At 72.5% G+C, this 22,312-nt stretch carries 21 protein-coding genes; 14 read left to right on the top strand and 7 right to left on the bottom strand.

The window, feature by feature from the left end; all coding sequences use genetic code 11:
• The first annotated feature begins 197 nt into the window (after positions 1–197).
• Entirely contained in the window at positions 198–3,053 is a 2,856-nt protein-coding gene (locus ACYP53_RS29080) for a DEAD/DEAH box helicase (protein ID WP_189921086.1), read from the top strand.
• A 353-nt stretch (positions 3,054–3,406) separates the two neighbouring features.
• Here the strand turns inward: ACYP53_RS29080 and ACYP53_RS29075 are convergent, their stop codons facing one another.
• Positions 3,407–3,895 (bottom strand): SAM-dependent methyltransferase, encoded by a 489-nt coding sequence (locus ACYP53_RS29075; RefSeq protein ID WP_459649584.1) that lies wholly within the window; start codon positions 3,893–3,895, stop codon positions 3,407–3,409.
• A 41-nt stretch (positions 3,896–3,936) separates the two neighbouring features.
• Positions 3,937–5,313 carry a Tat pathway signal protein gene (locus tag ACYP53_RS29070; protein ID WP_459649583.1) on the bottom strand — a complete coding sequence of 459 codons (1,377 nt, stop codon included), beginning with the start codon at positions 5,311–5,313 and terminating at the stop codon, positions 3,937–3,939.
• Between the two features lie 217 nt (positions 5,314–5,530).
• On the opposite strand from ACYP53_RS29070, the gene ACYP53_RS29065 reads away from it, so the two are divergent.
• The 5 genes from ACYP53_RS29065 to ACYP53_RS29045 are packed head-to-tail and all read left to right on the top strand — an operon-like array spanning position 5,531 to position 9,338.
• Positions 5,531–6,127 carry an ATP-binding protein gene (locus tag ACYP53_RS29065; RefSeq protein ID WP_459649582.1) on the top strand — a complete coding sequence of 199 codons (597 nt, stop codon included), beginning with the start codon at positions 5,531–5,533 and terminating at the stop codon, positions 6,125–6,127.
• The gene (locus ACYP53_RS29060; RefSeq protein ID WP_459649581.1) at positions 6,124–7,074 is read left to right on the top strand and encodes a hypothetical protein; all 951 of its coding nucleotides are present in this window, start codon (positions 6,124–6,126) and stop codon (positions 7,072–7,074) included. The genes ACYP53_RS29065 and ACYP53_RS29060 overlap by 4 nt, the downstream gene beginning before the upstream one ends.
• Positions 7,075–7,100: 26 nt before the next feature.
• Positions 7,101–7,709 carry a hypothetical protein gene (locus ACYP53_RS29055; protein ID WP_459649580.1) on the top strand — a complete coding sequence of 203 codons (609 nt, stop codon included), beginning with the start codon at positions 7,101–7,103 and terminating at the stop codon, positions 7,707–7,709.
• Positions 7,696–8,229, top strand: coding sequence for a class IV adenylate cyclase (locus ACYP53_RS29050; RefSeq protein ID WP_459649579.1), 534 nt, complete (start codon positions 7,696–7,698; stop codon positions 8,227–8,229). The genes ACYP53_RS29055 and ACYP53_RS29050 overlap by 14 nt, the downstream gene beginning before the upstream one ends.
• A 14-nt stretch (positions 8,230–8,243) precedes the next feature.
• The gene (locus ACYP53_RS29045; protein WP_459649578.1) at positions 8,244–9,338 is read left to right on the top strand and encodes a radical SAM protein; all 1,095 of its coding nucleotides are present in this window, start codon (positions 8,244–8,246) and stop codon (positions 9,336–9,338) included.
• 102 nt (positions 9,339–9,440) lie between these two features.
• Here the strand turns inward: ACYP53_RS29045 and ACYP53_RS29040 are convergent, their stop codons facing one another.
• The 4 genes from ACYP53_RS29040 to ACYP53_RS29025 form a co-directional block, all read right to left on the bottom strand.
• Entirely contained in the window at positions 9,441–9,824 is a 384-nt protein-coding gene (locus ACYP53_RS29040; RefSeq protein ID WP_459649577.1) for a winged helix-turn-helix domain-containing protein, read from the bottom strand.
• The gene (locus tag ACYP53_RS29035) at positions 9,821–10,615 is read right to left on the bottom strand and encodes a hypothetical protein (RefSeq protein ID WP_459649576.1); all 795 of its coding nucleotides are present in this window, start codon (positions 10,613–10,615) and stop codon (positions 9,821–9,823) included. The genes ACYP53_RS29040 and ACYP53_RS29035 overlap by 4 nt, the downstream gene beginning before the upstream one ends.
• A 193-nt stretch (positions 10,616–10,808) precedes the next feature.
• Positions 10,809–11,711 (bottom strand): 5'-3' exonuclease, encoded by a 903-nt coding sequence (locus ACYP53_RS29030; protein WP_189921084.1) that lies wholly within the window; start codon positions 11,709–11,711, stop codon positions 10,809–10,811.
• Between the two features lie 72 nt (positions 11,712–11,783).
• Positions 11,784–12,860: a cation diffusion facilitator family transporter gene (locus ACYP53_RS29025; RefSeq protein ID WP_189920869.1), complete on the bottom strand. Its 1,077-nt coding sequence runs from the start codon at positions 12,858–12,860 to the stop codon at positions 11,784–11,786.
• A 279-nt stretch (positions 12,861–13,139) separates the two neighbouring features.
• On the opposite strand from ACYP53_RS29025, the gene ACYP53_RS29020 reads away from it, so the two are divergent.
• From ACYP53_RS29020 to ACYP53_RS28995, 6 genes are all read left to right on the top strand, one after another.
• Complete coding sequence (locus ACYP53_RS29020; RefSeq protein WP_459649575.1) at positions 13,140–14,087, top strand: acyl-ACP desaturase; 948 nt, start codon at positions 13,140–13,142, stop codon at positions 14,085–14,087.
• Between the two features lie 115 nt (positions 14,088–14,202).
• Positions 14,203–15,108: a class I SAM-dependent methyltransferase gene (locus tag ACYP53_RS29015; protein ID WP_189920867.1), complete on the top strand. Its 906-nt coding sequence runs from the start codon at positions 14,203–14,205 to the stop codon at positions 15,106–15,108.
• The gene (locus tag ACYP53_RS29010) at positions 15,108–16,592 is read left to right on the top strand and encodes an MFS transporter (RefSeq protein ID WP_459649574.1); all 1,485 of its coding nucleotides are present in this window, start codon (positions 15,108–15,110) and stop codon (positions 16,590–16,592) included. The genes ACYP53_RS29015 and ACYP53_RS29010 overlap by 1 nt, the downstream gene beginning before the upstream one ends.
• A 14-nt stretch (positions 16,593–16,606) precedes the next feature.
• Positions 16,607–16,849 carry an acyl carrier protein gene (locus ACYP53_RS29005; RefSeq protein ID WP_189920863.1) on the top strand — a complete coding sequence of 81 codons (243 nt, stop codon included), beginning with the start codon at positions 16,607–16,609 and terminating at the stop codon, positions 16,847–16,849.
• Positions 16,846–18,105, top strand: coding sequence for a beta-ketoacyl-[acyl-carrier-protein] synthase family protein (locus tag ACYP53_RS29000; protein WP_459649573.1), 1,260 nt, complete (start codon positions 16,846–16,848; stop codon positions 18,103–18,105). Before ACYP53_RS29005 ends, ACYP53_RS29000 begins: the two co-directional genes overlap by 4 nt.
• 19 nt (positions 18,106–18,124) lie before the next feature.
• On the top strand, positions 18,125–18,874 hold the full coding sequence (locus ACYP53_RS28995) for an SGNH/GDSL hydrolase family protein (protein ID WP_459649572.1): 750 nt from the start codon (positions 18,125–18,127) through the stop codon (positions 18,872–18,874).
• Between the two features lie 76 nt (positions 18,875–18,950).
• On the opposite strand, the gene ACYP53_RS28990 is transcribed toward ACYP53_RS28995, so the two are convergent.
• The gene (locus tag ACYP53_RS28990; RefSeq protein ID WP_459649571.1) at positions 18,951–19,724 is read right to left on the bottom strand and encodes a gamma-glutamyl-gamma-aminobutyrate hydrolase family protein; all 774 of its coding nucleotides are present in this window, start codon (positions 19,722–19,724) and stop codon (positions 18,951–18,953) included.
• A gap of 156 nt (positions 19,725–19,880) precedes the next feature.
• On the opposite strand from ACYP53_RS28990, the gene ACYP53_RS28985 reads away from it, so the two are divergent.
• Positions 19,881–21,341: a glutamine synthetase family protein gene (locus tag ACYP53_RS28985; RefSeq protein WP_189920855.1), complete on the top strand. Its 1,461-nt coding sequence runs from the start codon at positions 19,881–19,883 to the stop codon at positions 21,339–21,341.
• Between the two features lie 100 nt (positions 21,342–21,441).
• Positions 21,442–22,242: a 3-oxoacyl-ACP reductase gene (locus tag ACYP53_RS28980; RefSeq protein ID WP_459649570.1), complete on the top strand. Its 801-nt coding sequence runs from the start codon at positions 21,442–21,444 to the stop codon at positions 22,240–22,242.
• Positions 22,243–22,312 lie beyond the last annotated feature (70 nt).

The raw sequence follows: 22,312 nt of genomic DNA, 5'->3' as shown, positions 1-22,312 counted from the left end.
GAGATCGGGCGGCGGTCCACCGGCGATGATCGAAGACGTTCGAAGTCGACCGGTCCGCGATCGCTTGAAGACATTTGCAACTATGGATCTGAGAGAGGAGTGATCTCCTCGCACGGAAAAACGGTGCTATCGATGTCACTCCTCCCGGGTAACCTCTCGCTGAGATGCCAGATCACACCAACCACACCCGGACGGCGATGAACACCCCCGATCCAGAGCCCCAGGACGATCAGGAGCTCAGCCCCGCCGAGGCGTACGCGGCCAGTCGTCGCCGGGCCAAGGAGCAGGCCACCGCCCTGTACGGCTTCCAGCAGCTGTACGACTTCCCGCTGGACGACTTCCAGCTGGAGGCCTGCGAGACGCTGGAATCCGGCTCGGGCGTCCTGGTCGCCGCTCCCACCGGCTCCGGGAAGACGATCGTCGGCGAGTTCGCCGTGCACCTCGCCCTGGCCGCCGGGCGCAAGTGCTTCTACACGACGCCGATCAAGGCGCTCTCCAACCAGAAGTACGGGGACCTGGTCAAGCGCTACGGCGCCGCCAAGGTCGGCCTGCTCACCGGCGACAACACCGTCAACGGCGACGCACCCGTGGTGGTCATGACCACCGAGGTGCTGCGCAACATGCTCTACGCGGGCTCCAGCACCCTCAACGGCCTCGGCTACGTCGTGATGGACGAGGTGCACTACCTCGCCGACCGCTTCCGCGGCGCCGTCTGGGAGGAGGTCATCATCCACCTCCCCGAGTCGGTCACCCTCGTCTCGCTCTCCGCGACCGTCTCCAACGCCGAGGAGTTCGGCGACTGGCTGGACACCGTGCGCGGCGGCACCAAGGTGATCGTCTCCGAGACCCGCCCGGTGCCGCTGTGGCAGCACGTGATGGCCGGCAACCGGATGTACGACCTGTTCGCCGACCCCGACCGGGACGGCCGCCCCAAGCACAACCTGAAGAACCCCGGCAAGGCCGTCAACCCCGAGCTGGTCCGGCTCGCCCGCTCCGAGGTCGACCGCAACCCGCGCGACCGCTTCGGCCGCGGCCGGGGCCGCTCCATGCCCAACGGCCGCCCCGGCAAGGTCTGGACGCCGGGCCGGGTCGACGTCATCGACCGGCTCGACGCCGAGGGCCTGCTGCCCGCGATCACCTTCATCTTCAGCCGGGCCGGCTGCGAGGCCGCCGTCCAGCAGTGCCTCAGCTCCGGCCTGCGGCTCAACAAGGACTCCGACCGCGCCCTGGTCCGGACGATCGTCGAGGAGCGCTGCGCCGACATCCCCGACGAGGACCTGCACGTCCTCGGCTACTTCGAGTGGCTGGACGGGCTGGAGCGCGGCATCGCCGCCCACCACGCCGGGATGCTGCCCCGGTTCAAGGAGGTCGTCGAGGAGCTCTTCGTGAAGGGCCTGGTCAAGGCCGTCTTCGCGACCGAGACCCTGGCGCTCGGCATCAACATGCCCGCCCGCTCGGTGGTCATGGAGAAGCTGGTCAAGTGGAACGGCGAGACCCACGCCGACATCACCCCCGGCGAGTACACCCAGCTGACCGGCCGGGCCGGGCGGCGCGGCATCGACGTCGAGGGCCACGCCGTGGTGCTCTGGCAGCGCGGCCTCGACCCGGAGGCGCTGGCCGGCCTGGCCGGCACCCGCACCTACCCGCTGAAGTCCTCGTTCCGGCCGTCCTACAACATGGCCGTCAACCTGGTCTCCCAGTTCGGCCGGCACCGCTCGCGCGAGCTGCTGGAGACCTCCTTCGCCCAGTTCCAGGCGGACCGCTCGGTCGTCGGCCTCGCCCGCCAGGTGCAGCGCAACGAAGAGGGCCTGGACGGCTACCGCGAGTCGATGACCTGCCACCTCGGCGACTTCGACGAGTACATGGAACTGCGCCGCCGGCTCAAGGACCGCGAGAACGAGATGGCCCGCGAGGGCACCAGCCAGCGCCGCGCGGCCGCCGTCGAGTCCATCGAGCAGCTCAAGCCGGGCGACGTCATCCACGTGCCCACCGGCAAGTTCGCCGGCCTCGCCCTGGTCCTCGACCCGGGCCTGCCGCCGGTCGACCGCTCCGGCCGGGGCGACCGGCGCCACCCCGACTTCCAGGACGGCCCGCGCCCGGTGGTGCTCACCGCCGAACGCCAGGTCAAGCGGCTCGCCATGATCGACTTCCCGCACCCGGTCGCCGCGATCGAGCGCCTCCGCATCCCCAAGTCCTTCAACCCGCGCAGCCCGCAGTCCCGCCGCGACCTCGCCTCGGCCCTGCGCACCAAGGCCGGCCACCTGGAGCCCGACCGGTTCCGCCGCGGCCGCGCGGCCGCCGCCGACGACCCGGAGATCACCCGGCTGCGCACCGAACTGCGCCAGCACCCCTGCCACGGCTGCTCCGACCGGGAGGACCACGCCCGCTGGTCCGAGCGCTACCATCGGCTGCACCGCGACACCGAACTGCTGGAACGCCGGATGCGCTCGCGCACCCACACCATCGCCCGCACCTTCGACCGGGTCTGCGCACTGCTCACCGACCTCGGCTACCTGCGTGGCGACACCGTCACCGACGACGGCAAGCGGCTCGGCCGGCTCTACGGCGAACTCGACCTGCTCGCCTCCGAGTGCATCCGCGAAGGCGTCTGGAGCGGCCTCGCCGCCGCCGAACTCGCCGCCTGCGCCTCGGCGCTGGTGTACGAGGCCCGGCAGTCCGACGACGCCGGCGCCCCCCGGGTCCCGGAGGGCGCGGCCAAGGAGGCGCTCGGCCAGATGGTCCGCATCTGGGGCCACCTGGACGCCCTGGAGGAGCAGCACCGGATCAACACCGCCGAGGGCGTCGGCCAGCGCGAGCCCGACCTGGGCTTCGCCTGGGTCGCCTACCGCTGGTCGCTCGGCCACGACCTCGACCAGGTCCTGCGCGACGCCGAGATGCCGGCCGGCGACTTCGTCCGCTGGACCAAGCAGCTGATCGACGTCCTCGGCCAGATCCAGGACGCCGCCGGCGAGGACGCCGACCTGCGCAAGACCGCCCGCAAGGCCGTCGACAGCCTCCGCCGAGGCATCATCGCCTACTCCTCGGTCGGCTAGCACGACCCCAACGGGGGCCCGCACGAAACCCTTCGTGCGGGCCCCTTCGGCATCGCGCAGCGGGCGGCCCCACCGGTGACCGGTGAGGGCAAGCCAAGCCTTCGGCCCTGGCTTGCCCCTACCCCCCACCCCCCACCCCCCACCCCCCACCCCTCCTTCCTGTGCGGCTTCGGCATCGCCTCACTGCTTCCATTTCACATAGCAGAAATGCCCCTGCCCCCGCCGGTGGCGGGGGCAGGGGCAGGGTGAATGAAAGCGGTTCCTTCCGTTGCCGCTTCGGCAGAGCCGAAGCGGCAACGGACATGCGGGAGACTGCGTAGGAAGTCGATACGGTCGACTTCCCATGGAGACGGTCAGGACGCGGGGGGCGCCGGCGCGAAGTAGTCGTGGAGCATCGCCGTGGTCCACGCGGGTTGGCGAACCTCTCCGCGCGGGCCGAATTCCTCGAACCAGGGCTTCACTTCGAGGACGGGGGTGCCGTCGATGGCGTCCAGGTCCTCGACGTGCAGGTCCAGGCCGTCGACCTTGAGGAGCCGGCAGCGGGAGGACCCGAGCCAGTTGATGCGCCGCATGTTCCGGTGACCGAACACGCCGACCTCGGGCCAGTCGGGGTTGTCCCGGGGGCGGCGCGCGCCGAAGTTCAGGTCGGCGGGGTCGGTCTTGTGGAACCGGAAGATCACGTCGAGGTGGGAGAACTCGTCCAGCCCCTTCGTCGCGTCGAGCGGAAACCTGTCGCCGTCGAGCCGGATGATCGCGCGGGTCCCACCCCAGTAGTCGTCTGTCGGTTCCGTTCGGCCCCCCACAACGTGTCCGAGCGCTTCCACACCGAAGACCTCACCCATGTGCTTCCCCTCCTGTGAACGAACCGCGCCGGGACGGCGGGTCAGATGGTTGCCGCCAGGTAGTCGGTGGCGAGCCTGTCGACGGCGTCGATGGTCGGCACCTTCCGTCCACGGTAGGGGGACAGCGCACCGCGGATTCGCAGGGCGACGTCGCGGGTGCGGGCGGATCGGACGGTCTGCATGGCATCGAGCGACCGGGACCAGATCGCGCAGGCCTCCTCGATGGAGTGCTGTCGGGCCTTCACGAGGCCCAGGTGGCCGAGCGTGACCGCGTGGGTCCTGGTGAAGGAGGAGGCCTTACGGGTCGCAACGCTGCGCTCGAACTCCCTTGCCGCACCCTCCAAGTCGCCGAGGTCGCGCAACGCCGACGCCGTCTCGTGTGCCAAGGAGGCCTCGCCGAAGAAGAACACCCGGGCCGGCTCCTCGTCACCGGGCGAGGCTGCGGACAGATCGAGCTCGGCCCGGAGAAGCGCGGCGTTCGCCTCCGCGGTGCGTCCCGCAGCGGCGAGAGAGCGTGCGTGTACGACGCCGAGCAGGGAGCGCTCGCGCGGGCTGGCGAGCCCGTACCGGTTGTCAGCCATGGACGCCTCGGCGACCCTCACGGCGTGGTGCGGCTTCCCGAGGTCGACCGCTTGATGGGCCATGGCGCGCAGGACATGGCCGGCCATCGCAGGGTCATCGGCCTCGGCTGCCAGCTTCACGGCGACGGTGTAGTAGTGCTGGGCCGTGGGGTGCTCGCCGTTGTCGAACGCTGTCCACCCTGCCAGGTAGGCCAGTTCGGATGCCGCGGAGAACATGTCCCGCCGAACCTGGTCGGAGGCGAAGGTGCCCTGGAGGAACTCTCCGACGTCAGTGAGGAGGTACTGCGCGACGGCCGTGCGTCCGTGCCCGCCGCCACGGCGCTGGTCGAGCTGGGAGAACAGCTTCGTCATCTCCCGGACGGCGTCCACATCGGCCTGGCCGGCACGGCGCTGTGTGATACCGCGGCTGTTGGTGCGGGCCATGTGTTCCCACCAACTCGCAGGCGGGACGCTCAGCGCCCCGAGCGAGTACGTGAGCGTGCGGAGGAGCTGTCTGCGTTCCACGTCAACGTCGATCCGTCCAAGAGCCGCCAGGGCCTTCAGCGTATCCAAGCTCCAGTCACACAGGTCCGGTTGATCGTCCCCCAGCCCCATCGCTACCAAGGTGATGTCCCGGTTCAGCCAATGGGAGAGCACCTCCGCGAGGTATCGCGGGATGTTTCCGGACGGCATCACACCTTGGCGGACCCACTGCGTGACGGACACCCGGCTCGGTCGTGCCGGATCGTCGTGGCGGGCCGCGACGGCGCACAAGGCCCGGGCGAGGGCTTCGTTCGGCCGACCTGCTTCCCGGATGAGCTGCCCCAGCCGCTCATTGGGTTGGCGAGTACGCCCCATGGGGGTCTCCTGGCGGTGCCGTTTAACCGGTTTAACAACGGACGGTGTCCAACACCTTACTCCCAGCGAACTCGGGCGGTTTGCTGTTCGTGCAAGGCAGCTACAGGCCGCACCGCGAATGTCCCGTCGCGTTCGGGCAGCGGTACGGCCTGTCTTCCGACAACCCCGACCCCGAGTGAGTGAGGCGCCCTCAATGGAGCCTGGATCACGCATCATCATGACGAGGTTCCCCGCCGAACGGGAACGGATCGGCGAGCTCCGCCGCTGGGCGAAGGCGGCCGTCCTACTGCTCGGCCTCGACCTGGACGACCGGCAGTGCGGCGACGTGGTGGACGACGTCGGGCTCGTGCTGTCCGAACTCGGTACCAATGCCGTCCTGCACGGCTGCGGCGGCGACCGGCCGGACGTGGAACTGACCGCCTCTCTGGCGTACGCCCCGGGCGTGCTGCGCGTGTCCGTGACCGACCCGGGTGGCGGCAGGCCCGAGTGCCGACCGGCGAGCGACGAGGCGACCTGCGGACGTGGCCTGAGGTTGGTCATGGCGGTGGCGTCCCAGCTCGGTGTCGGAGACCTTCCCGAGGGCGGCAAGGAGATCTGGGCCGAGATCAAGCTGCCTGATCCGGTTCGGCCGCCGACCGCCATGGTCGAGCAGATCGGCCGGCAGATCGGGGTGCTGTGCTCGGACACCACGGCACGGGAGTTCAGGCACCGGCCGTCCAGAGCGGGGCGAAGCGCCGCTTCCGTTCCGGTACGTACCGGACCGACCTCCCGTCCGGTCCATCCGTCCACTCCGCGCCCGAGGGTCGAACCATGAGTGTCGGGGCGCGCACCGGAACGCTGCTCAAGACCACCACCCCGGCCCGCAGGCTGGACGTCGGAGCATCATTCGAGGCGCTGACACGGGCCTGCGCTGCCATCGCCGCCGACTTTCGGCGGGCTGAACTGGTCAGCGACAGTCCGAACCACCTCTGGTCGCTGCCGGCTTCGCAGGTGCTCGCCCTCGTGCACCCCGACGTGGACGAGGCCCGAGCGCTCATCAAGGGCGCGGAGCTCCTTCGGCAGCACCAGGTCGCCGTCACCTCCCCTTGGAACACTGACGTCCACGTGTCCGCAGACGGCCGGGCCGTGACCTTCTGGCGGGACCCCGGGAAGCCGGGTGCCGACACGTCCCTGTCCGCATGGGTTACCGCCCTCACGCACCGGATCGACCCCAGGGCGGCCCCGTGGCTCAGGGAGCATGACCCGTTCGGCCGCCTGCTGGACGGCCTGGACGCGGCTCCTCTGAACGACGCTGCCCGCTGGTTCCTCCGCGAGCGCGCAGCCCAGCTGCACGAGGAGTGGGCCTACCTCGACTGGCCGACACCGGACGCCGTCATCCTCGGCGCCCTCCGCATGGCCCCCTGCCACGACGACGGAGTCCACGTCGGGCTCCTGCTGCGCCGCCCCCTCCAGCGCGGCCACCGGGAGTGGGACTTGGTCGCCGCCCGCTGGCGCTCCGAGTTACTCACCGGCCAGCGCGAGGATCACAGGACCTACGCCGACACCTACCTCTCGTACGAGCGGGACGACCAGCCCCTGAACCACCCGTACATCGGTGCCTGGTCGGGCTACCAAGTGGTGCGCGACACCGTCGTACTCACCGCGGTGATGGACACGGTGCGCCGCGCTCACCTCGACACCGGTACCCGTCGACAGGCTGCTCACCGCATCGCGTGCCTGCGCGGTGCTCGTTCTGTCCCGTGGAACTGGGGGCCGGGATGACAGCCGGAACGAAGGACGGAGTTCACATGGACGTGACCCGGGGTTTCTTCATCACCCTCGACGGTCTCAGTGCGAGCGGGAAGTCCACCGTCGCCCCGCTGGTCGCCACCTTGGTCAGCGGCGTTCACCTCACCGACGGGGCGTTGCCGACGTTCGACCGCATGCGCGCGGAGGTCGACGCCACCGGCATCCTGCCGGCCCGGTTCCACTGGTGGTTGATGGCTAACCACATCAAGTCGGAGACTGCCCGGGCGCTCATTAGGGCCGGCCGGACGGTGGTGGTCGAGTCCTACTTCCCGCGCACCATCGCCACGCACAGGGCGATGGGTCACGACTGCGTGCCGGGGTACCCGGACACGGCCCTCGTTCCCGACGTTCCGATCCTCTTGGAGGTGGACGAAGTCGTACGCCAGGAGCGGCTTCACCGGCGGGCTGTGGAAGGAACGCTGACCGACTGGCACCAGCGGGAGGAGCCGAACGTGGCGGAGAGCTCCCGTGTGTACCGGGCGTTCGGTCTGAGGCCGGTGGACGGCACCGGCCGTTCGCCCGAGGAGGTGGCGCGTGGCATCGCCGATGTCGTGCGCTCGCATGCTCGCACCGTATCGAGGAAGGCAACTTTCGATGACCGCAACTGAGTTCGAAGCGAAGATCCTCGACATCGAGCCGGAGAGGATCCGTGCGCTGCTTGCCGAAGCCGGGGCCGAGCACCTATGCGACCGGTTCCAGCGCCGCTACGTCTACGACATCCCCGGCCGGCCCGGTGCGTGGGTCCGGCTGCGCGACACCGGCCGCGATGTCACGTTGTGCGTCAAGGAGATTCACTCGGACGCGATCGACGGCGTGACGGAGACGGAGACGGCCGTCGGCGACTTCGACACCGCGAACACGCTCCTCGGCAAGCTCGGTTACCAGCCGAAGGCGTATCAGGAGAACCGCCGATCCTCCTGGACGCTGGGCGGCGCGGCTGTCGAGATCGACGAGTGGCCGCTGATCCCCCCGTACCTGGAGATCGAGGGGGACAGCGCCGATCACGTCCACGCGACGGCGCTCGCGCTCGGGCTCCCGCTCGGCGAGCTGACGAGCGAGAACACCACCAAGGTCTACCGCCGGTACGGGATCGACATCGAGGCGATCCCCCGGCTCACGTTCGAGTGAAAGGGAGGTACGCCTTGTCTGCGACCCAACGCCCGGCGGTCCGAGTCGTCCGGGACAACACCATCCGCGTCAAGGTGATCGACGCCTGCGGGATGGCCTGCACGTTCTGCCACAACGAGGGCACGCCCGTCACCGCCGACAACAAGGGCCGCACCCTGCTGCCCTTCCTGTCGGGGCCCGGCCGGACCGGACGCGTGTCGATCTACAGCGAGACGAACGGCGTCGACTTCCTCTCGGCCAAGATGGCCCCGGACATGTCCTTCCGGCGCGCCGTTCGGACCGTGGCGAGGGCGTTCGACGCCGGAGAGGTCCACCTCACCGGAGGGGAACCCACCCTTCACGCGGAGGTGTCCTCGCTGGTCTCGGTGCTCACCGGCATGGGGCTGAGCGTCGGTATGACCAGCAACGGCGAGCGCGGACGACAGGTGATGCCGGCGTGCTCGGCGGCCGGGCTCAACCGGGTCAACGTCTCGGTCTTCGGCACCACCGCCGAGGAACTCCGGGCCGTCCAGTCCGAGCGCTTCAACGCGGCAGGCCTGGCGGACTCGAAGGTCCGTGCTGCGGAACAGACCATCCGCGCCGCCGTGTCCAACGGCGTGAAGGTCTCCGTGAACATCGTCGTCCCCGGAATGGCCCACGTGGACCGGGTCGTCAACCTGGTCGAGTCGTACGGCCAGTTCGCGGACGTGCGGATGCTCACCAGTATCCAGGACGGAGCGGAGTCGGCCGCAGCGATCTCCGAGGTGCTGGCCCGTGTCGGCGCGGAACCGGTGCTCCGGACGTTCACCGCCGGCACCTCCGATGAGCGCACCCTCTACCGGGCGCTCGGCGGCCGGGCGGTCTACGTGAAGCGGCTGCTGCCCGTACGGCTCCCCGGCACCTGCGCGTCGTGTCGGTTCAACAACGACACGGACTGCGAGGAGGGCTACTACGGCATCCGCCTGTACCTCACCGAGCAGGGGGAGTACATGGTCGGTGTCTGCATCCAGCGGATGGACCTCTGCGTCACCGTGGCCGATCTGCCGAGGAGCGGGATCGTGGAAGAGGTGCTGGCCTTCAAGGACGCCGAAGTCCGGAGGCTGACGAGCGAGTACGGCGCCGCTGCCTGACCCGAGTCCGAGTGGGGCCCGCACGTTCGCCACGAACGTGCGGGCCCCTTCGCATGCCCACCCCGCAACGGCGCGGCGTGGGAAGTCGGCCTGGCCGACTTCCTAGGTGCGGGGGTGGGCGGAGTCGGCGGCGTCGAGGCGGCGGACCAGTTCGCGGAGGGCGCGGAGTTCGCGGTCGAGGGCCTGGGCGCCCTGGGGGGTGAGGGTGATCCAGGTGCGGGGGCGGCGGCCGGCGTAGCCCTTGTTGACGGCGATCAGGCCGGCTTCCTCGAGGACCTTCAGGTGCCGGGAGAGGTTGCCGTCGGTGAGGCCGAGCTGCTCCTTCAGGAAGCCGAACTCGACGCTCTCGGCCTCGCGGGCGACGGTCAGGACCCCGAGCCGGACCCGCTGGTGGACGGTGTCGTCCAGGTCCAGGGTCGGGTGCGGCCGCTCGGCCTCGTCCTGTTCCTCGTCGCCCGTTCCACCGGACGCCTGCGCAGCGCTCATGGGGTGACGGTACGGGACGCCGCCGGTTCGCGGCGGGCCGCGGTCCACTGGGCCAGCCCGGCGGCGAGCAGGATCGCGGCCAGCAGCAGGGCCTTGGGCTGGGGGCCGTCGGCCCAGCCGCCGTCGCTCCGGTCGAGCCACGGCAGCCAGCCGCTCTCCCAGGGTGCTGCGAGGTAGGCGGTGAGCAGCGCGGTGTGGGCGAGGCCGGCGCCGGCGACCAGCGGGCTGCGCTCGGTCAGCCCGAGGACGAGCAGGCCGGTGCCGATCACGTACCAGGGTGAGGCGTAGCCGTTCGCCAGCAGGGAGAGCGTGAACGGCGTCCGGTCCGCGAAGAGCAGCGCGAGCAGTACGGCGGCGACCAGGACGCCGGCCCCGGCGGCGGCGCCGAGCCAGGAGGCGCGGTGCGGGACGATGCCGCGGGCCTCACCGCGCCGCCGGTACCAGCGGGCGAGGGCCAGCCAGGCCAGGGGGAGCAGCGCGAACCAGATTCCCCAGCCGAGGAAGCGGAGGACCGCCCCGTCGAACTCGTGGGCGTCGCAGGCGGCGTCCGGGGCGTGGGCGACGCAGAGGCCCGTCAGCTGCGCGTAGGCGAAGGCCGGGTACGACTCGACGCCGCGCCCGTGGGCGCCGAAGTTGTAGGCCTGTCCGGCAATCGGCGCGGCTGCCAGCGAGAGCAGGCCGAAGCCCAGTAACGGCACCCCCGCGCCGCGCAGTCGGGTGCGGGCGCGGGCCCGCAACCCTTCGGTGGCGGCCAGCAGTTCGGCCGGGTCGTCGTGGTGCGGTGTTGCCATGGTCCACCCCTGTCGAGCTTGATCGTGGATTCACTTTGCATCGCAAAGTAGATTGCGGTCAAGAGTTCACGGGGAGGCAAAGCAACCGGCGGTCCGGTGCGGTCCGGGAACGCCGAAGGGGCCCGCCGCGCGATGCGACGAGCCCCTCTCGGGTACGAGCCCCTCCGGGGTACGAGCCCCTCCCGGGTGCGGCTCAGCGGGTGGCGAGGGCCTCCAGCAGGCGGTCGAGGGAGGTGCCGAGGCCCCAGCGGGTGGCGAGTTCCTCGAGGGTCATGGGGTCGAGCGGTTCGCGGGGGAGGGCCGGGTCGAAGGCGGGGAGGGGGGCGTCGGGGGCGACGCGGACCACGGTCGGGGCGACGTCGAGGTAGGCGGAGCCCTCGACGATGTTGCGGCGGCGGGCCGGGGTGAGCCCGGAGCCGATGTCGAGGGCGGCGGCGCGGATGGCCGCGAGGTCGCCGTACTCGTTGATCAGCTGGGCGGCGGTCTTCTCGCCGATGCCCTTGACGCCGGGCAGGCCGTCCGACGGGTCCCCGCGCAGGGCGGCCATGTCGGCGTACTGGGCGCCGCGTACGCCGTACTTCTCCAGCAGCAGGGCGTCGTCGGTGACCTGCAGGTTGCCCATGCCCTTGACCGGGTAGAGCACGGTGATGCCGCGGGCGTCGTCGACGAGCTGGAAGAGGTCGCGGTCGCCGGTGACGATCTGCACCGGGCCGTCGGCGCGGGCGGTGAGGGTGCCGATCACGTCGTCCGCCTCGTAGCCGGGGGAGCCGACCCGGGCGATGCCGAGCGCGTCCAGCACCTGCTCGATCACCGGGACCTGCGGGGCCAGCGTGTCGGGCACCTCCTCCTCGCCGTCCTGGGCGGCCTCGGCGACCCGGTGGGTCTTGTAGGAGGGGACGAGGTCCACCCGCCACTGCGGGCGCCAGTCGGCGTCCATGCAGGCGACCAGCCGGTCGGGGCGGTGGTCGTGGACCAGCCGGGCGATGAAGTCCAGCAGGCCGCGGACGGCGTTGACCGGCTCTCCCTGCGGGGAGCGCAGGGAGTCCGGTACGCCGTAGTAGGCCCGGAAGTACAGGCTGGCGGAGTCGAGCAGCATCAGTCGCGGTGCGGTCACGACTCAGATCATGCCGTACGGGGGTGACGGACAGGGGCGACGGACCGCGGGTTCTCAGTGTTCGTGCGGGCCGGCGCGGTGGACGGGGCCGTGGGCGTCGGCGCAGTGTTCGGCGGCGGTGTCGCCGGGGGCGGAGATCTGCAGCAGCGCGCCCGCCTCGTCCTCGCCGACGTGGTCGACCTGGAGGGTGCTGTGGGTGATCCCGTACTCGTCGGCGAGGCGGCGCTGGAGCTGGCGGCGGACCGCGTGGCAGTCGCCGCCGGGGGTGACCAGGATGTGCGCGGAGAGCGCGGGCTGGCCGGAGGTGATCTCCCAGATGTGCAGGTCGTGGATCTCCTCGACCAGCGTTTCGGTGACCATCCGGTCGGCGACGGCGTCCGGGTCGATCCCGGCCGGGGCGGCCTCCAGGAAGATCCGCCCGGAGTCCCGGACCAGGGCGATGCCGGCCTTGAGCATCAGCGCGACGACGATCAGGGAGGCGATGGCGTCGGCCCGGGCGAAGCCGGTGAGCAGGACGACCAGGCCGGCGACGGCGGTGGCGATGAACGCGTACAGGTCGGTGAGCACGTGCTGGAAGGCGCCCTCGACGTTCAGCGAGCTGCGGTTGGCCTTGGACATGCACCAGGTGGCGGCGAGGTTGACCACGATGCCGATCAGCGCGGTGACCAGCACCAGCGAGCCGGTGACCTCGGGCGGCTCGATCAGCCGGGCGACGGCCTCGTAGCCGAGCCAGGCCGAGAGCACCAGCAGGGTGACCCCGTTGGCCTGCGCGGAGAGGATCTCGGCGCGCTTGAGGCCGTACGTGTAGCCGCCGCGGGCCGGGCGGGCGGCGAGCCGCATCGCGATCAGGGCCAGCACGATCGAGGCGGCGTCGGTGAGCATGTGCGCCGCGTCGGAGATCAGCGCGAGGGACTGGGCGGCGAAGCCGACCACGACCTCGCCGGCCATGAAGACGACGATCAGGGCGAGCGCGCTGAGCAGCCAGCGGCGGTCGGCGTCGGCGGAGACCCCGTGCGAGTGTCCGCCGTGTCCGCCGCCGTGTCCGCTTCCGTGTGCGTGTCCGTGGGTGTGGCCGGGGGAGTGCTGCTGGTCATGCGCATGATCATCGTGAGAATGCTCGTGGCCGGCCATCGAAGTCCTCTCTGGACGCACGGGTGCTGGTGACGGGGTGCGATCGCCCCGCACCCGAAGTGAACCGCAGAATCGACAAAGATCCAAAGGCTGTACTGGTGACCGTTGTCGTTGCCGTTCGGGCGTCCGTTCAGACGTCCGTTCCGGTGTCCGTGGCGGCCTCCTCGGCGGCCGGCTTGCCGGGGGCATGGGCCCAGGTCAGGACCGCGATCCGGGAGTCACCTGAACGGGTGAGGCGAGCTTGCGCGGCCGTACGCGGTTACACGACGATCATGGCCCGTGAAGATCGCTACCGCGGACGCCCTCCGCTGGCTCTCCGAACTCGAAGCGACCGCCGAGGAGCTGATGAACCGTCATCTCGCGTCGGCGCGCGAGTGGTTCCCGCACCAGTACGTCCCCTGGAGCCTCGGCCGGGACTTCGACGGCCCGCTCGGCGGTGAGCCCTGGAGCGCTGATCAGTCCGCGCTGAGTCCGGCCGTACGGTCCGCCCTGGTCGTCAACCTGCTGACCGAGGACAACCTGCCCGGCTACCACTGGACCATCGGCAGCCGGACCTCCCGGGACGGCGCCTGGGGTGCGTGGCTGCACCAGTGGACCGCCGAGGAGGACCGGCACGCCGCGGCCATCCGGGGCTATCTGCACGCCGCCCGTGCCGTCGACCCGATCGCGCTGGAACGCGCCCGGATGGCGCACCTCGGCACCGGCACCGTCCCGGAGCTCGAAGGCCCCCTCGACGTGATCGCCTACGCCGCCGTCCAGGAGCTCGCCACCCGGGTCAGCCACCGCAACACCGGGCGGCTCAGCGGCGACCCGGTCTGCGAGCGGCTGCTCACCCGGATCGCCCAGGACGAGAACCTGCACATGGTCTTCTACCGGGAACTCCTGCGCGCCGCACTGGAGTCGGACGCCGACCAGGTGCTCGTCACGCTCGACGCCACGATCCGCGACTTCGCCATGCCCGGCCTGGCCATGCCCGGCTTCGGCCGGATGGCCGCCGAGATCGCGGTGGCCGGCGTCTACGACCTGCGGGTGCACCACGACGAGGTGCTCGTCCCGCTGCTGCGCGCCCTCAGGGTGAACGACCTCACCGGGCTCGGCCCCGCCGGGGAGCGGGCCCGCGACCGGATCGCCGCGCACGTCGAGCGGACCGACGCCCGGGCCGCCCGCTTCGTCGAGCGCCGCGCCCAGGCCCTCGCCGTCCGGGCCGGCCGGGCGGAGCCCGCCTGAGCCCGCCTGAGTCCGCCTGAGCCCGCCTGCGTACGCCCGAGCCCGCCCGCCCGAGCCCGCCTGCGTACGCCGCCGCCGAGCACACCCGAGCCCGACCCTCCAGAACAGGACCCGTATGACCATCACCACGGCCGGCACCACCGCCGCCGACATCGCGTTCCACTACGACCTCGGCAACGACTTCTACGCCCTCTGGCTGGACGAGACCCTCGCCTACACCGCCGCCAGGTGGGACGGCATCCCGCCCGGGGAGCCGGACGCCACCGCGCTGCCGCGCGCCCAGCGGGCCAAGCTCGACCACCACCTCGACCTGGTCGGTGCCCGCCCCGGCGACGGCCTGCGGCTGCTCGACGTCGGCTGCGGCTGGGGCGCCATGCTGGCGCACGCCGGCCGCGACGGCCGGATCGCCCACGCCACCGGCCTGACCATCTCCCGCGCCCAGTACGACTTCCTCACCGCCCGCGCCCTGCCCGGCACCGAAACCCGACTGGAGAGCTGGGAGGACCACGCCCCCGAGCGGCCGTACGACGCCGTCGTCTCGATGGGCGCCTTCGAGCACTTCGCCACCGCCGGCATGGACCGGGCCGAGCGGCTGGACGTCTACTCCCGCTACTTCGAGGCCTGCCACCGCTGGCTGCGCCCCAGCGGCCGGATGTCGCTGCAGTGCATCGCCTACGACGGTGCCGCCGACGGCTCCGGCCCGATCGGCGACTTCGTCGGCGCCGACGTCTTCCCGAGCGCCAAGCTGCCCCGGCTCTCCGAGATCGCCGCCGCCTGCGACCCGTACTTCTCGGTGGTCGCCCTCACCGCCTCCGCCGATGACTACGTCCGCACCCTCGCCTCCTGGTCGGCCCGGCTGCTGCGGGCCCGGGTGGAGGCCGAGCGGCTGGTCGGCCCCGAGGGCTACCGGCGGTACCGGCGCTACCTGCGGGCCAGCGAGGTGACCTTCCTGCGCGGCGCCGCCACGCTGTACCGGATCGGCTTCCGGCGGCGCGACGAGCCGCTGCGGCTGTCCGCCTGATGCCCGGGCCCAAGCCACTCCCGGAGTCCCCGCCGTCCACGGAGTCGACGCCGTCCCTGGACAGGACCACCACCCCACGCCACGCCTGGGCGGCCGTCGCGGTGGTCTGCGCCGCGCTGTTCCTGCTCGGCCTGGACTTCACCGTCCTCAACGTGGCCGTCCCCGGCCTGCGCGCCGACCTCGGCCCGACCCTCGCCGAGACCCAGTGGATCGTGGACGGCTACGCCCTCGCCCTCGGCGGCTGCGTGCTGGCCGGCGGCGCGCTGGGGGACCGGTACGGGCGGCGGCGGGCCTTCCTCACCGGGCTGGCCCTGTGCGGTGTGGCCTCCGCCGCCGGGGCGCTCGGCACCGGGCCCGCCCAACTGGTCGCCGCCCGCTGCGGCATGGGCCTCGGCGCGGCCCTGTTCATGCCCGCCACCCTCTCCACCGTGGTGCACGTGCTGCGCGAGCCGGCCGCCCGGAAGCGGGCGATCGGCATCTGGGCGGCGGTGGCCGGGGTCGGCGCGGTGTTCGGCCCGGTCGCCGGCGGCCTGCTGGTCGACCGGTACGGCTGGCAGTCGGCCTTCTGGCTGAACGTCCCGGTGATCGCGGCGATCGGCGTCGCGGCGCTGATCGCCGTTCCCGAGTCCCGTGCTCCCGAGGTCCGGCCGCTGGACCGGCCCGGCGCGCTGCTGTCCTGCGCGGGGCTGCTCGCGCTGGTCTGGGGCGTGATCGAGGCCCCGGGCCGGGGCTGGACCAGTGCCGCCGTCCTCCTCGCGTTCACCCTCGGCGCCTTGCTGCTGGCGGCCTTCGTCCGTCGCCAACTCGGCTGCCCCGCACCGATGGTGCCGGTCCGGCTGCTGCGCGGCGGGCCGGTCTGGCCGGCCACCGTCTCGCTGGCGCTGATGTCCTTCGCGATGTTCGGCGCGATGTTCCTGCTCACCCTCTACCTCCAGCAGGTCCGCGGCCTGAGCGCCTGGCAGGCCGGGCTGCGGATGGTCCCGCTCTCCCTCGGCCTGGCCACCGGCGCGCTCCTCGGGCCGCTGGTGGCACGGCAGTCGGGGGCCAGGGTGCCCTCGGCCGGCGGACTGCTGCTGATCGCCGCCGGATTCGTCCAGCTCGGCGGGCTGGCCGCCGGATCGGGGGACGGGCCGGTGCTGCTGTTCGAGGGACTGTCCGGGCTCGGTGCCGGACTGCTCGCCCCGGTCGCCACCGAGGTGGTGATGAGCGCCGTCCCGGTCGCCGCCGCGGGTGTCGGCTCGGCCCTCAACGATGCGACCCGGCAGGTCGGTTCGACCCTCGGCGTGGCTGTGCTCGGCTCCGTGCTCGCCACCTCGCTCACCGGTACCGCCCCCGGCGACCCGGCCGCCTTCACCGACGGCCTGGCCGCGGCCGCCGTCGTGGGCGGCGCGGTCGCGGTGCTCGGCGCCGTCCTCGCCTGGGCCCGACTGCCCGGGCGGCAGCCCTCCGCCACCGCCCTCGACCTCACCAACCACCCCAGTTGAAAGGAAAATTCACCATGCCCAGCACCTACGAGACGATCCGCGCCTGCCTGGTCGACGAGTTCGACGTGTCCCCGGCCGTGGTCACCCCCGACGCCACCCTGGCCTCACTCGCCCTGGACAGCCTCGCCCTGGTCGAACTCTCCCTGGTGGTCGAGGAGCGGATCGGCGTCACCGTCGCCGACATCACCCCGGACCGCACCCTCGGCGAACTCGCCGCCCACGCGGAAGCCACCCTGGCCAAGGAGTCGGCCAGTTGAGCCCGCGCACGGTCGCCACCCCGCGTACGGCCGCCGCCCCGCGCACGGTCGCCGTCACCGGCCTCGGCCTGGTCACCCCGGCCGGGAACGGGCCGGACGCCGTCTGGGCGCACTTCCTCGGCGCCGGGCCCACCGCCCGGCCCGACCCCGAACTCGACGGCCTCGCCGTCGACTTCTCCTGTCGGCTGGCCGACTTCGAGCCGCCCGCCCTGCTCGGCGGGCGGCTCGCCCGGCGCCTGGACCGCTTCAGCCAGATGGCCGTGGTCGCCGCCCGGCAGGCCGTGGCCGACGCCGGGCTCGACCCGGCGGAGTGGGACGGCGACCGGGTCGGCGTCGTCCTCGGCGTCAGCGCCAACAGCGTGCACACCTACCCCGTCGAGTACGCCCGGCTCGCCGAGGGCCGGGCCGACCGGGTCTCCCCGCTGATGCTGCCCCGCTCCATCCCCAACATGGCCGCCGGCGAGGTCAGCCTCGACCTCGGCGCCCGCGGTCCCGGCCTGGTCGTCAGCACCGCCTGCGCCTCCGGCACCAGCGCGCTCGCCCTCGGCCGCGACCTGATCGCCTCCGGGACCTGTGACCTCGTCCTGGCCGGCGGCACCGACAGCCCCCGCACCCGGATGACCTGCGTCGCCTTCGACCGCCTCGGCGCGCTCTCCCGGCGCCGGCACGACCCGGCCGGCGCCTCCCGCCCCTTCGACGCCGACCGGGACGGCTTCGTCCTCGGCGAAGGGGCGGGCGTGCTGCTGCTCGAACACCCCGAACACGCCCGCGCCAGGGGTGCCCGCCCCCGGGCCCACCTCGTCGGGCACGGCGCCTCCTCGGACGCCCACCACTTCACCGCCCCGCACCCCGGCGGCGCCGGCCTGGCCCGAGCCGTACGGGCGGCGCTCGCCGACGCCGGGCTGGCGCCCGAGGAGATCGGACACATCAACGCGCACGGCACCGGCACCGCGCTCAACGACCCGGCCGAGGCGGCGGCCCTGCGGCAGGTCTTCCGCCGGCCGCCGCCGGTCACCGCCAACAAGAGCGTGATCGGGCACACCATGGGCGCGGCCGGCGCCATCGAGGCGGCGCTCACGGTGCTCGCGCTGCAGCACCGGCTGGTCCCGCCCACCGCCAACCTCGACCGGCTCGACGACGCCATCGGCCTCGACGTGGTCACCAAGGTGCCGCGACCGGTCGACGTCCCCACCGCCCTGTCCGTCTCCAGCGGCTTCGGCGGGCAGAACGCCGCCGTCGTCCTCACCGCCGCCTGACCCGGGAGCCCTGCCCACCATGCGTCGCCTCGCCCTCCGGCTCGCCCGGCTGTACATGCACCTGCTGGCCCACCGCCCGCCCACCGACTGGACCGTCCCGGTCGCCGACGGACGGTACACCCCGCCCGAGCCCGTCCCCGACGGCCGTCCGCTCACCCTGCTGATGCTCGGCGACTCCCTCGCCCAGAGCTTCGGCGCCCACCGCCCCGACCAGACCCTCGGGGCCCGGCTCGCCGCCGGCCTCGCCGAGGGCACCGGCCGGCCCGTCGACCTGCGCGTCCACGCCCGGGTCGGCTCGACCACCGCGGCCGTCGGCCGCCAGCTCCTGCGGGCCGCCCCGCTGCGCCCCGGCATCGCCGTCCTCATCGTCGGCGGCAACGACGTCCTGCTGCCCGCCCCGCTCGGCCGCGCCGCCCGTCGGCACGCCCACTTCGCCCGGTCCCTGCGGGAGGCCGGCTGGCAACTCGTCGTCGTCCCCTGCCCCAACCCCGGCTACGGCCCCGGCTTCCGCGCCCCCGCCCGCTGGATCGGCCACCACCGCTCCCGACGCCTCGCCCGCCGCCACACCCGCACGGCCACCCGTACCGGTGCCCACCTCGCGCCCACCTCCGGCCCGGAGTTCCGCGACCAGGCCCCCCGGCTGCTCGGCCCCGACGGCATCCACCCCTCACCCCACGGGTACGCCGCCCACGCCACCCGGATGCTTCCCACCCTGCTGGCCGCCGCCGAGCACCTCCACCACCCGGCCCCCAGCCCGGCGACCCCCTGAACCGGCCGTTCCCCCCGCGCCCCGACCGGGGAGCGCGGGGGGAACGGCGGGGGTCGTGCCCGAACTTCGCCGCCCCTCAGCGAAGCGCCACCGCGTCCAGGGCCGGGGAGCCCAGCGCCGCCGCGTCCGGGACCAAGGCGTCCAGGGACGCCGGGGTGGCCGCCCGGACGAGGGCGCGCATCAGCCGCAGATCGTCCCCCTGCTCCGGGTGCCACTGCACCCCGAGGGTGAAGCCCGGCCCCTCCACCGCCTCCACCGTGCCGTCCGGCGCGTGGGCGCTCACCCGCAGGCCCGCCCCGAGCCGGCCGACGGCCTGGTGGTGGAAGGTCGGCACCTCCAGCTCGCTCTCCGGCAGCAGCCCGCCCAGCAGCGTCCCCGGCACCGGCCGCACCAGGTGCGAGCCGTAGCGCCCCGGCGAGCCGCCGTGCACGTCCACCGGCACCACGTCCGGCAGATGCTGCACCAGCGTCCCGCCGCACACCACGTTCAGGACCTGCATCCCCCGGCAGACGCCCAGCAGCGGCATCCCCGCCGCCAGGGCCGCCCGCAGCAGCGCGACCTCCCAGACGTCCCGCTCCGGCGAGTCCACCTCGGTCGCCGGGTGGGCCGGCTCGCCGTAGTACGCCGGGTCGATGTCCGGGCCGCCCGCGATCACCAGGGCGTCCAGCCGGGCCAGCACCTCGGGCGCGCGCTCCGGGGCGTCCGGCGGCAACAGGACGGCGATGCCGCCGGAGTTCTGGACGTACGCGGTGTACCGCTCGGGGACGAGGGCCACCCGCCGGGCCCGCCAGTCGCTCCAACTCGCGTCCACCAGGTAGGTGCTGACGCCGATCAAAGGCCTGCGATCCATGGCGCGCATTCTCCTCCCGAAACACCTGATCCATCGTCAACCACGCATATCGGCGCGCCACACCCGTCCGCCCTCTTCCGCCCCGCGAGTCGCAGGCCGTACGGTTCGCTGTGACCGCGTGATCTCGAAGAGTGATCGAGGAAGGAGGGTTCCGCCATGTCCGAGAACGCCGCACCTGAGAACGCCGTACCTGAGAACACCGCCCCCGGGGACGCCGCACCCGGGAACGCCGCACCCGGGAACGCCACCGCCGGTTCGCGCCCCCGGCCGCCGCTGACCCTGGACGAGCTGCGCACCCTGGTGGACGCCGGCGAGGTGCACACCGTGGCCCTCGCCTTCACCGACATGCAGGGCCGCCTGCAGGGCAAGCGCTTCGCCGCCCGGTTCTTCCTCGACGAGGTCGCCGAGCACGGCTCCGAGGCCTGCGACTACCTGCTGGCCGTCGACGTCGACATGAACACCGTGGACGGCTACGCCTTCTCCTCCTGGGCCACCGGCTACGGCGACTTCGCGATGCGCCCCGACCTCGGCACCCTGCGGCTGACCCCCTGGCAGCCCGGCACCGCCCAGGTGACCGCCGACCTCGCCCGGCACGGCGGCCACCCGGTGGACGCCGCCCCGCGCCAGATGCTGCGCCGCCAGATCGCCCGGCTCGCCGAGTACGGCCTGGCCGCCGACATCGGGACCGAACTGGAGTTCCTGGTCTTCCGCGACACCTACGAGCAGGCCTGGCTCGGCGGCTACCGCGGCCTGACCCCGGCGAACCTCTACAACGTGGACTACTCGATGCTGGGCACCGCCCGGGTCGAGCCGCTGCTCTCCCGGATCCGCAACGAGATGGCCGGCGCGGGCCTGGTCGTGGAGTCCGCGAAGGGCGAGTGCAACCTCGGCCAGCACGAGATCGCCTTCCGCTACGCCGACGCCCTCACCACCTGCGACCAGCACAGCGTCTACAAGACCGGCGCGAAGGAGATCGCCGCCCAACTCGGCTGCGCACTCACCTTCATGGCCAAGTACGACGAGCGCGAGGGCAACAGCTGCCACATCCACCTGTCGCTGCGCGACACGGTCGGCGCGCCCGCCTTCGCGGACCGGGACGGCCGGATGACCGACACCATGCGGCACTTCCTGGCCGGGCAGCTGAGGGCGCTGCGCGAGTTCAGCCTGCTCTACGCGCCGAACATCAACTCCTACAAGCGCTTCCGCCCCGGCTCCTTCGCCCCGACCGCCGTCGCCTGGGGCCGGGACAACCGCACCTGCGCCTACCGGGTGGTCGGCCACGGCCCCGGGCTGCGGATGGAGAACCGGGTGCCCGGCGGCGACGTCAACCCGTACCTCGCGGTGGCCGGGATGATCGCGGCCGGCCTGCACGGGCTGCGGCACAAGCTGGAGCTGCCCGCGCCCTGCCTGGGCAACGCCTACGCGGTCGAGGAGTACGCCCGGGTGCCCGGATCGCTGCGCGAGGCCGCCGACCTGTGGGCGGGGAGCGAGCTCGCCCGGGAGGCCTTCGGCGGTGACGTGGTCGACCACTACCTGAACATGGCCCGGGTCGAACAGTCCGCCTACGACGGCTCCGTCACCGACTGGGAGCGCTACCGGTCCTTCGAGCGGATGTGACGCGTGACAGAGGTGGCGCACGAGCGTTGGACGTGACGCATGACGCATGACGCGTGACGGACCACGAACGTCTTCACCCAAAGCGAGGAGTGACAGCCCCATGAGCGAGAAGCACGCCGCGCCGGACGCGGTGGTCTGCCGCCGGCTGGTCGGCCGCACCGCCGTGGTCACCGGCGCGGGCAGCGGCATCGGCCTGGCCGCCGCCCGCCGGCTCGCCTCGGAGGGGGCGAAGGTGGTCTGCGCGGACCTCGACGAGGAGACCGGGCGGGCCGCCGCCAAGGAGACCGGCGGGCTGTTCGTGCACACCGACGTCACCGACCCGTACATGGTCGAGGCGCTGTTCGACGAGGCGTACGAGACCTACGGCAGCGTGGACGTCGCCTTCAACAACGCGGGCATCTCCCCGCCGGAGGACGACTCCATCCTGACCACCGGCCTGGACGCCTGGCGCAGGGTCCAGGAGGTCAACCTGACCTCGGTCTACCTCTGCTGCAAGGCCGCGCTGCCGTACATGCGCCGGCACGGGCGGGGCTCGATCATCAACACCGCCAGCTTCGTGGCCCGGATGGGCGCGGCCACCTCGCAGATCTCCTACACCGCGTCCAAGGGCGGGGTGCTGGCGATGTCCCGCGAGCTGGGCGTGCAGTTCGCCCGGGAGGGGATCAGGGTCAACGCGCTCTCGCCGGGGCCGGTGGACACCCCGCTGCTGCGCGAGCTGTTCGCCGCAGACCCGGAGCGGGCCGCCCGCCGACTGGTCCACATCCCGCTCGGCCGGTTCGCCCGGGCCGAGGAGATCGCCGCCGCGGTCGCGTTCCTGGCCAGCGACGACTCCTCGTTCATCACGGCGAGCGAGTTCCTGGTGGACGGCGGCATCTCCGGGGCGTACGTCACCCCGCTGTAGGCCCGCGGGGACCTTCTCACCGTAATCTCATCGAAAACCGCGGGAATCGGCTGCCGCGCTGATTTCGCGT

Source organism: Kitasatospora sp. Ki12, assembly GCF_054601375.1.
The sequence above is the reverse complement of the archived record's forward strand: the minus strand, read 5'-3'. Positions and strand labels throughout refer to the sequence as shown.

What these genes read in the sequence shown, in the direction of transcription:
- ACYP53_RS28995 (WP_459649572.1), top strand. Translation starts at nt 18,125, where the DNA reads ATGCGTCGCCTCGCCCTCCGGCTCGCCCGGCTGTACATGCACCTGCTG.
- ACYP53_RS29065 (WP_459649582.1), top strand. Translation starts at nt 5,531, where the DNA reads ATGACGAGGTTCCCCGCCGAACGGGAACGGATCGGCGAGCTCCGCCGC.
- ACYP53_RS29010 (WP_459649574.1), top strand. Translation starts at nt 15,108, where the DNA reads ATGCCCGGGCCCAAGCCACTCCCGGAGTCCCCGCCGTCCACGGAGTCG.
- ACYP53_RS29005 (WP_189920863.1), top strand. Translation starts at nt 16,607, where the DNA reads ATGCCCAGCACCTACGAGACGATCCGCGCCTGCCTGGTCGACGAGTTC.
- ACYP53_RS29035 (WP_459649576.1), bottom strand. Translation starts at nt 10,615, where the DNA reads ATGGCAACACCGCACCACGACGACCCGGCCGAACTGCTGGCCGCCACC.
- ACYP53_RS28985 (WP_189920855.1), top strand. Translation starts at nt 19,881, where the DNA reads ATGTCCGAGAACGCCGCACCTGAGAACGCCGTACCTGAGAACACCGCC.
- ACYP53_RS29075 (WP_459649584.1), bottom strand. Translation starts at nt 3,895, where the DNA reads ATGGGTGAGGTCTTCGGTGTGGAAGCGCTCGGACACGTTGTGGGGGGC.
- ACYP53_RS28980 (WP_459649570.1), top strand. Translation starts at nt 21,442, where the DNA reads ATGAGCGAGAAGCACGCCGCGCCGGACGCGGTGGTCTGCCGCCGGCTG.
- ACYP53_RS29030 (WP_189921084.1), bottom strand. Translation starts at nt 11,711, where the DNA reads ATGCTGCTCGACTCCGCCAGCCTGTACTTCCGGGCCTACTACGGCGTA.
- ACYP53_RS29050 (WP_459649579.1), top strand. Translation starts at nt 7,696, where the DNA reads ATGACCGCAACTGAGTTCGAAGCGAAGATCCTCGACATCGAGCCGGAG.
- ACYP53_RS29055 (WP_459649580.1), top strand. Translation starts at nt 7,101, where the DNA reads ATGGACGTGACCCGGGGTTTCTTCATCACCCTCGACGGTCTCAGTGCG.
- ACYP53_RS29080 (WP_189921086.1), top strand. Translation starts at nt 198, where the DNA reads ATGAACACCCCCGATCCAGAGCCCCAGGACGATCAGGAGCTCAGCCCC.
- ACYP53_RS28990 (WP_459649571.1), bottom strand. Translation starts at nt 19,724, where the DNA reads ATGGATCGCAGGCCTTTGATCGGCGTCAGCACCTACCTGGTGGACGCG.
- ACYP53_RS29025 (WP_189920869.1), bottom strand. Translation starts at nt 12,860, where the DNA reads ATGGCCGGCCACGAGCATTCTCACGATGATCATGCGCATGACCAGCAG.
- ACYP53_RS29070 (WP_459649583.1), bottom strand. Translation starts at nt 5,313, where the DNA reads ATGGGGCGTACTCGCCAACCCAATGAGCGGCTGGGGCAGCTCATCCGG.
- ACYP53_RS29015 (WP_189920867.1), top strand. Translation starts at nt 14,203, where the DNA reads ATGACCATCACCACGGCCGGCACCACCGCCGCCGACATCGCGTTCCAC.
- ACYP53_RS29060 (WP_459649581.1), top strand. Translation starts at nt 6,124, where the DNA reads ATGAGTGTCGGGGCGCGCACCGGAACGCTGCTCAAGACCACCACCCCG.
- ACYP53_RS29040 (WP_459649577.1), bottom strand. Translation starts at nt 9,824, where the DNA reads ATGAGCGCTGCGCAGGCGTCCGGTGGAACGGGCGACGAGGAACAGGAC.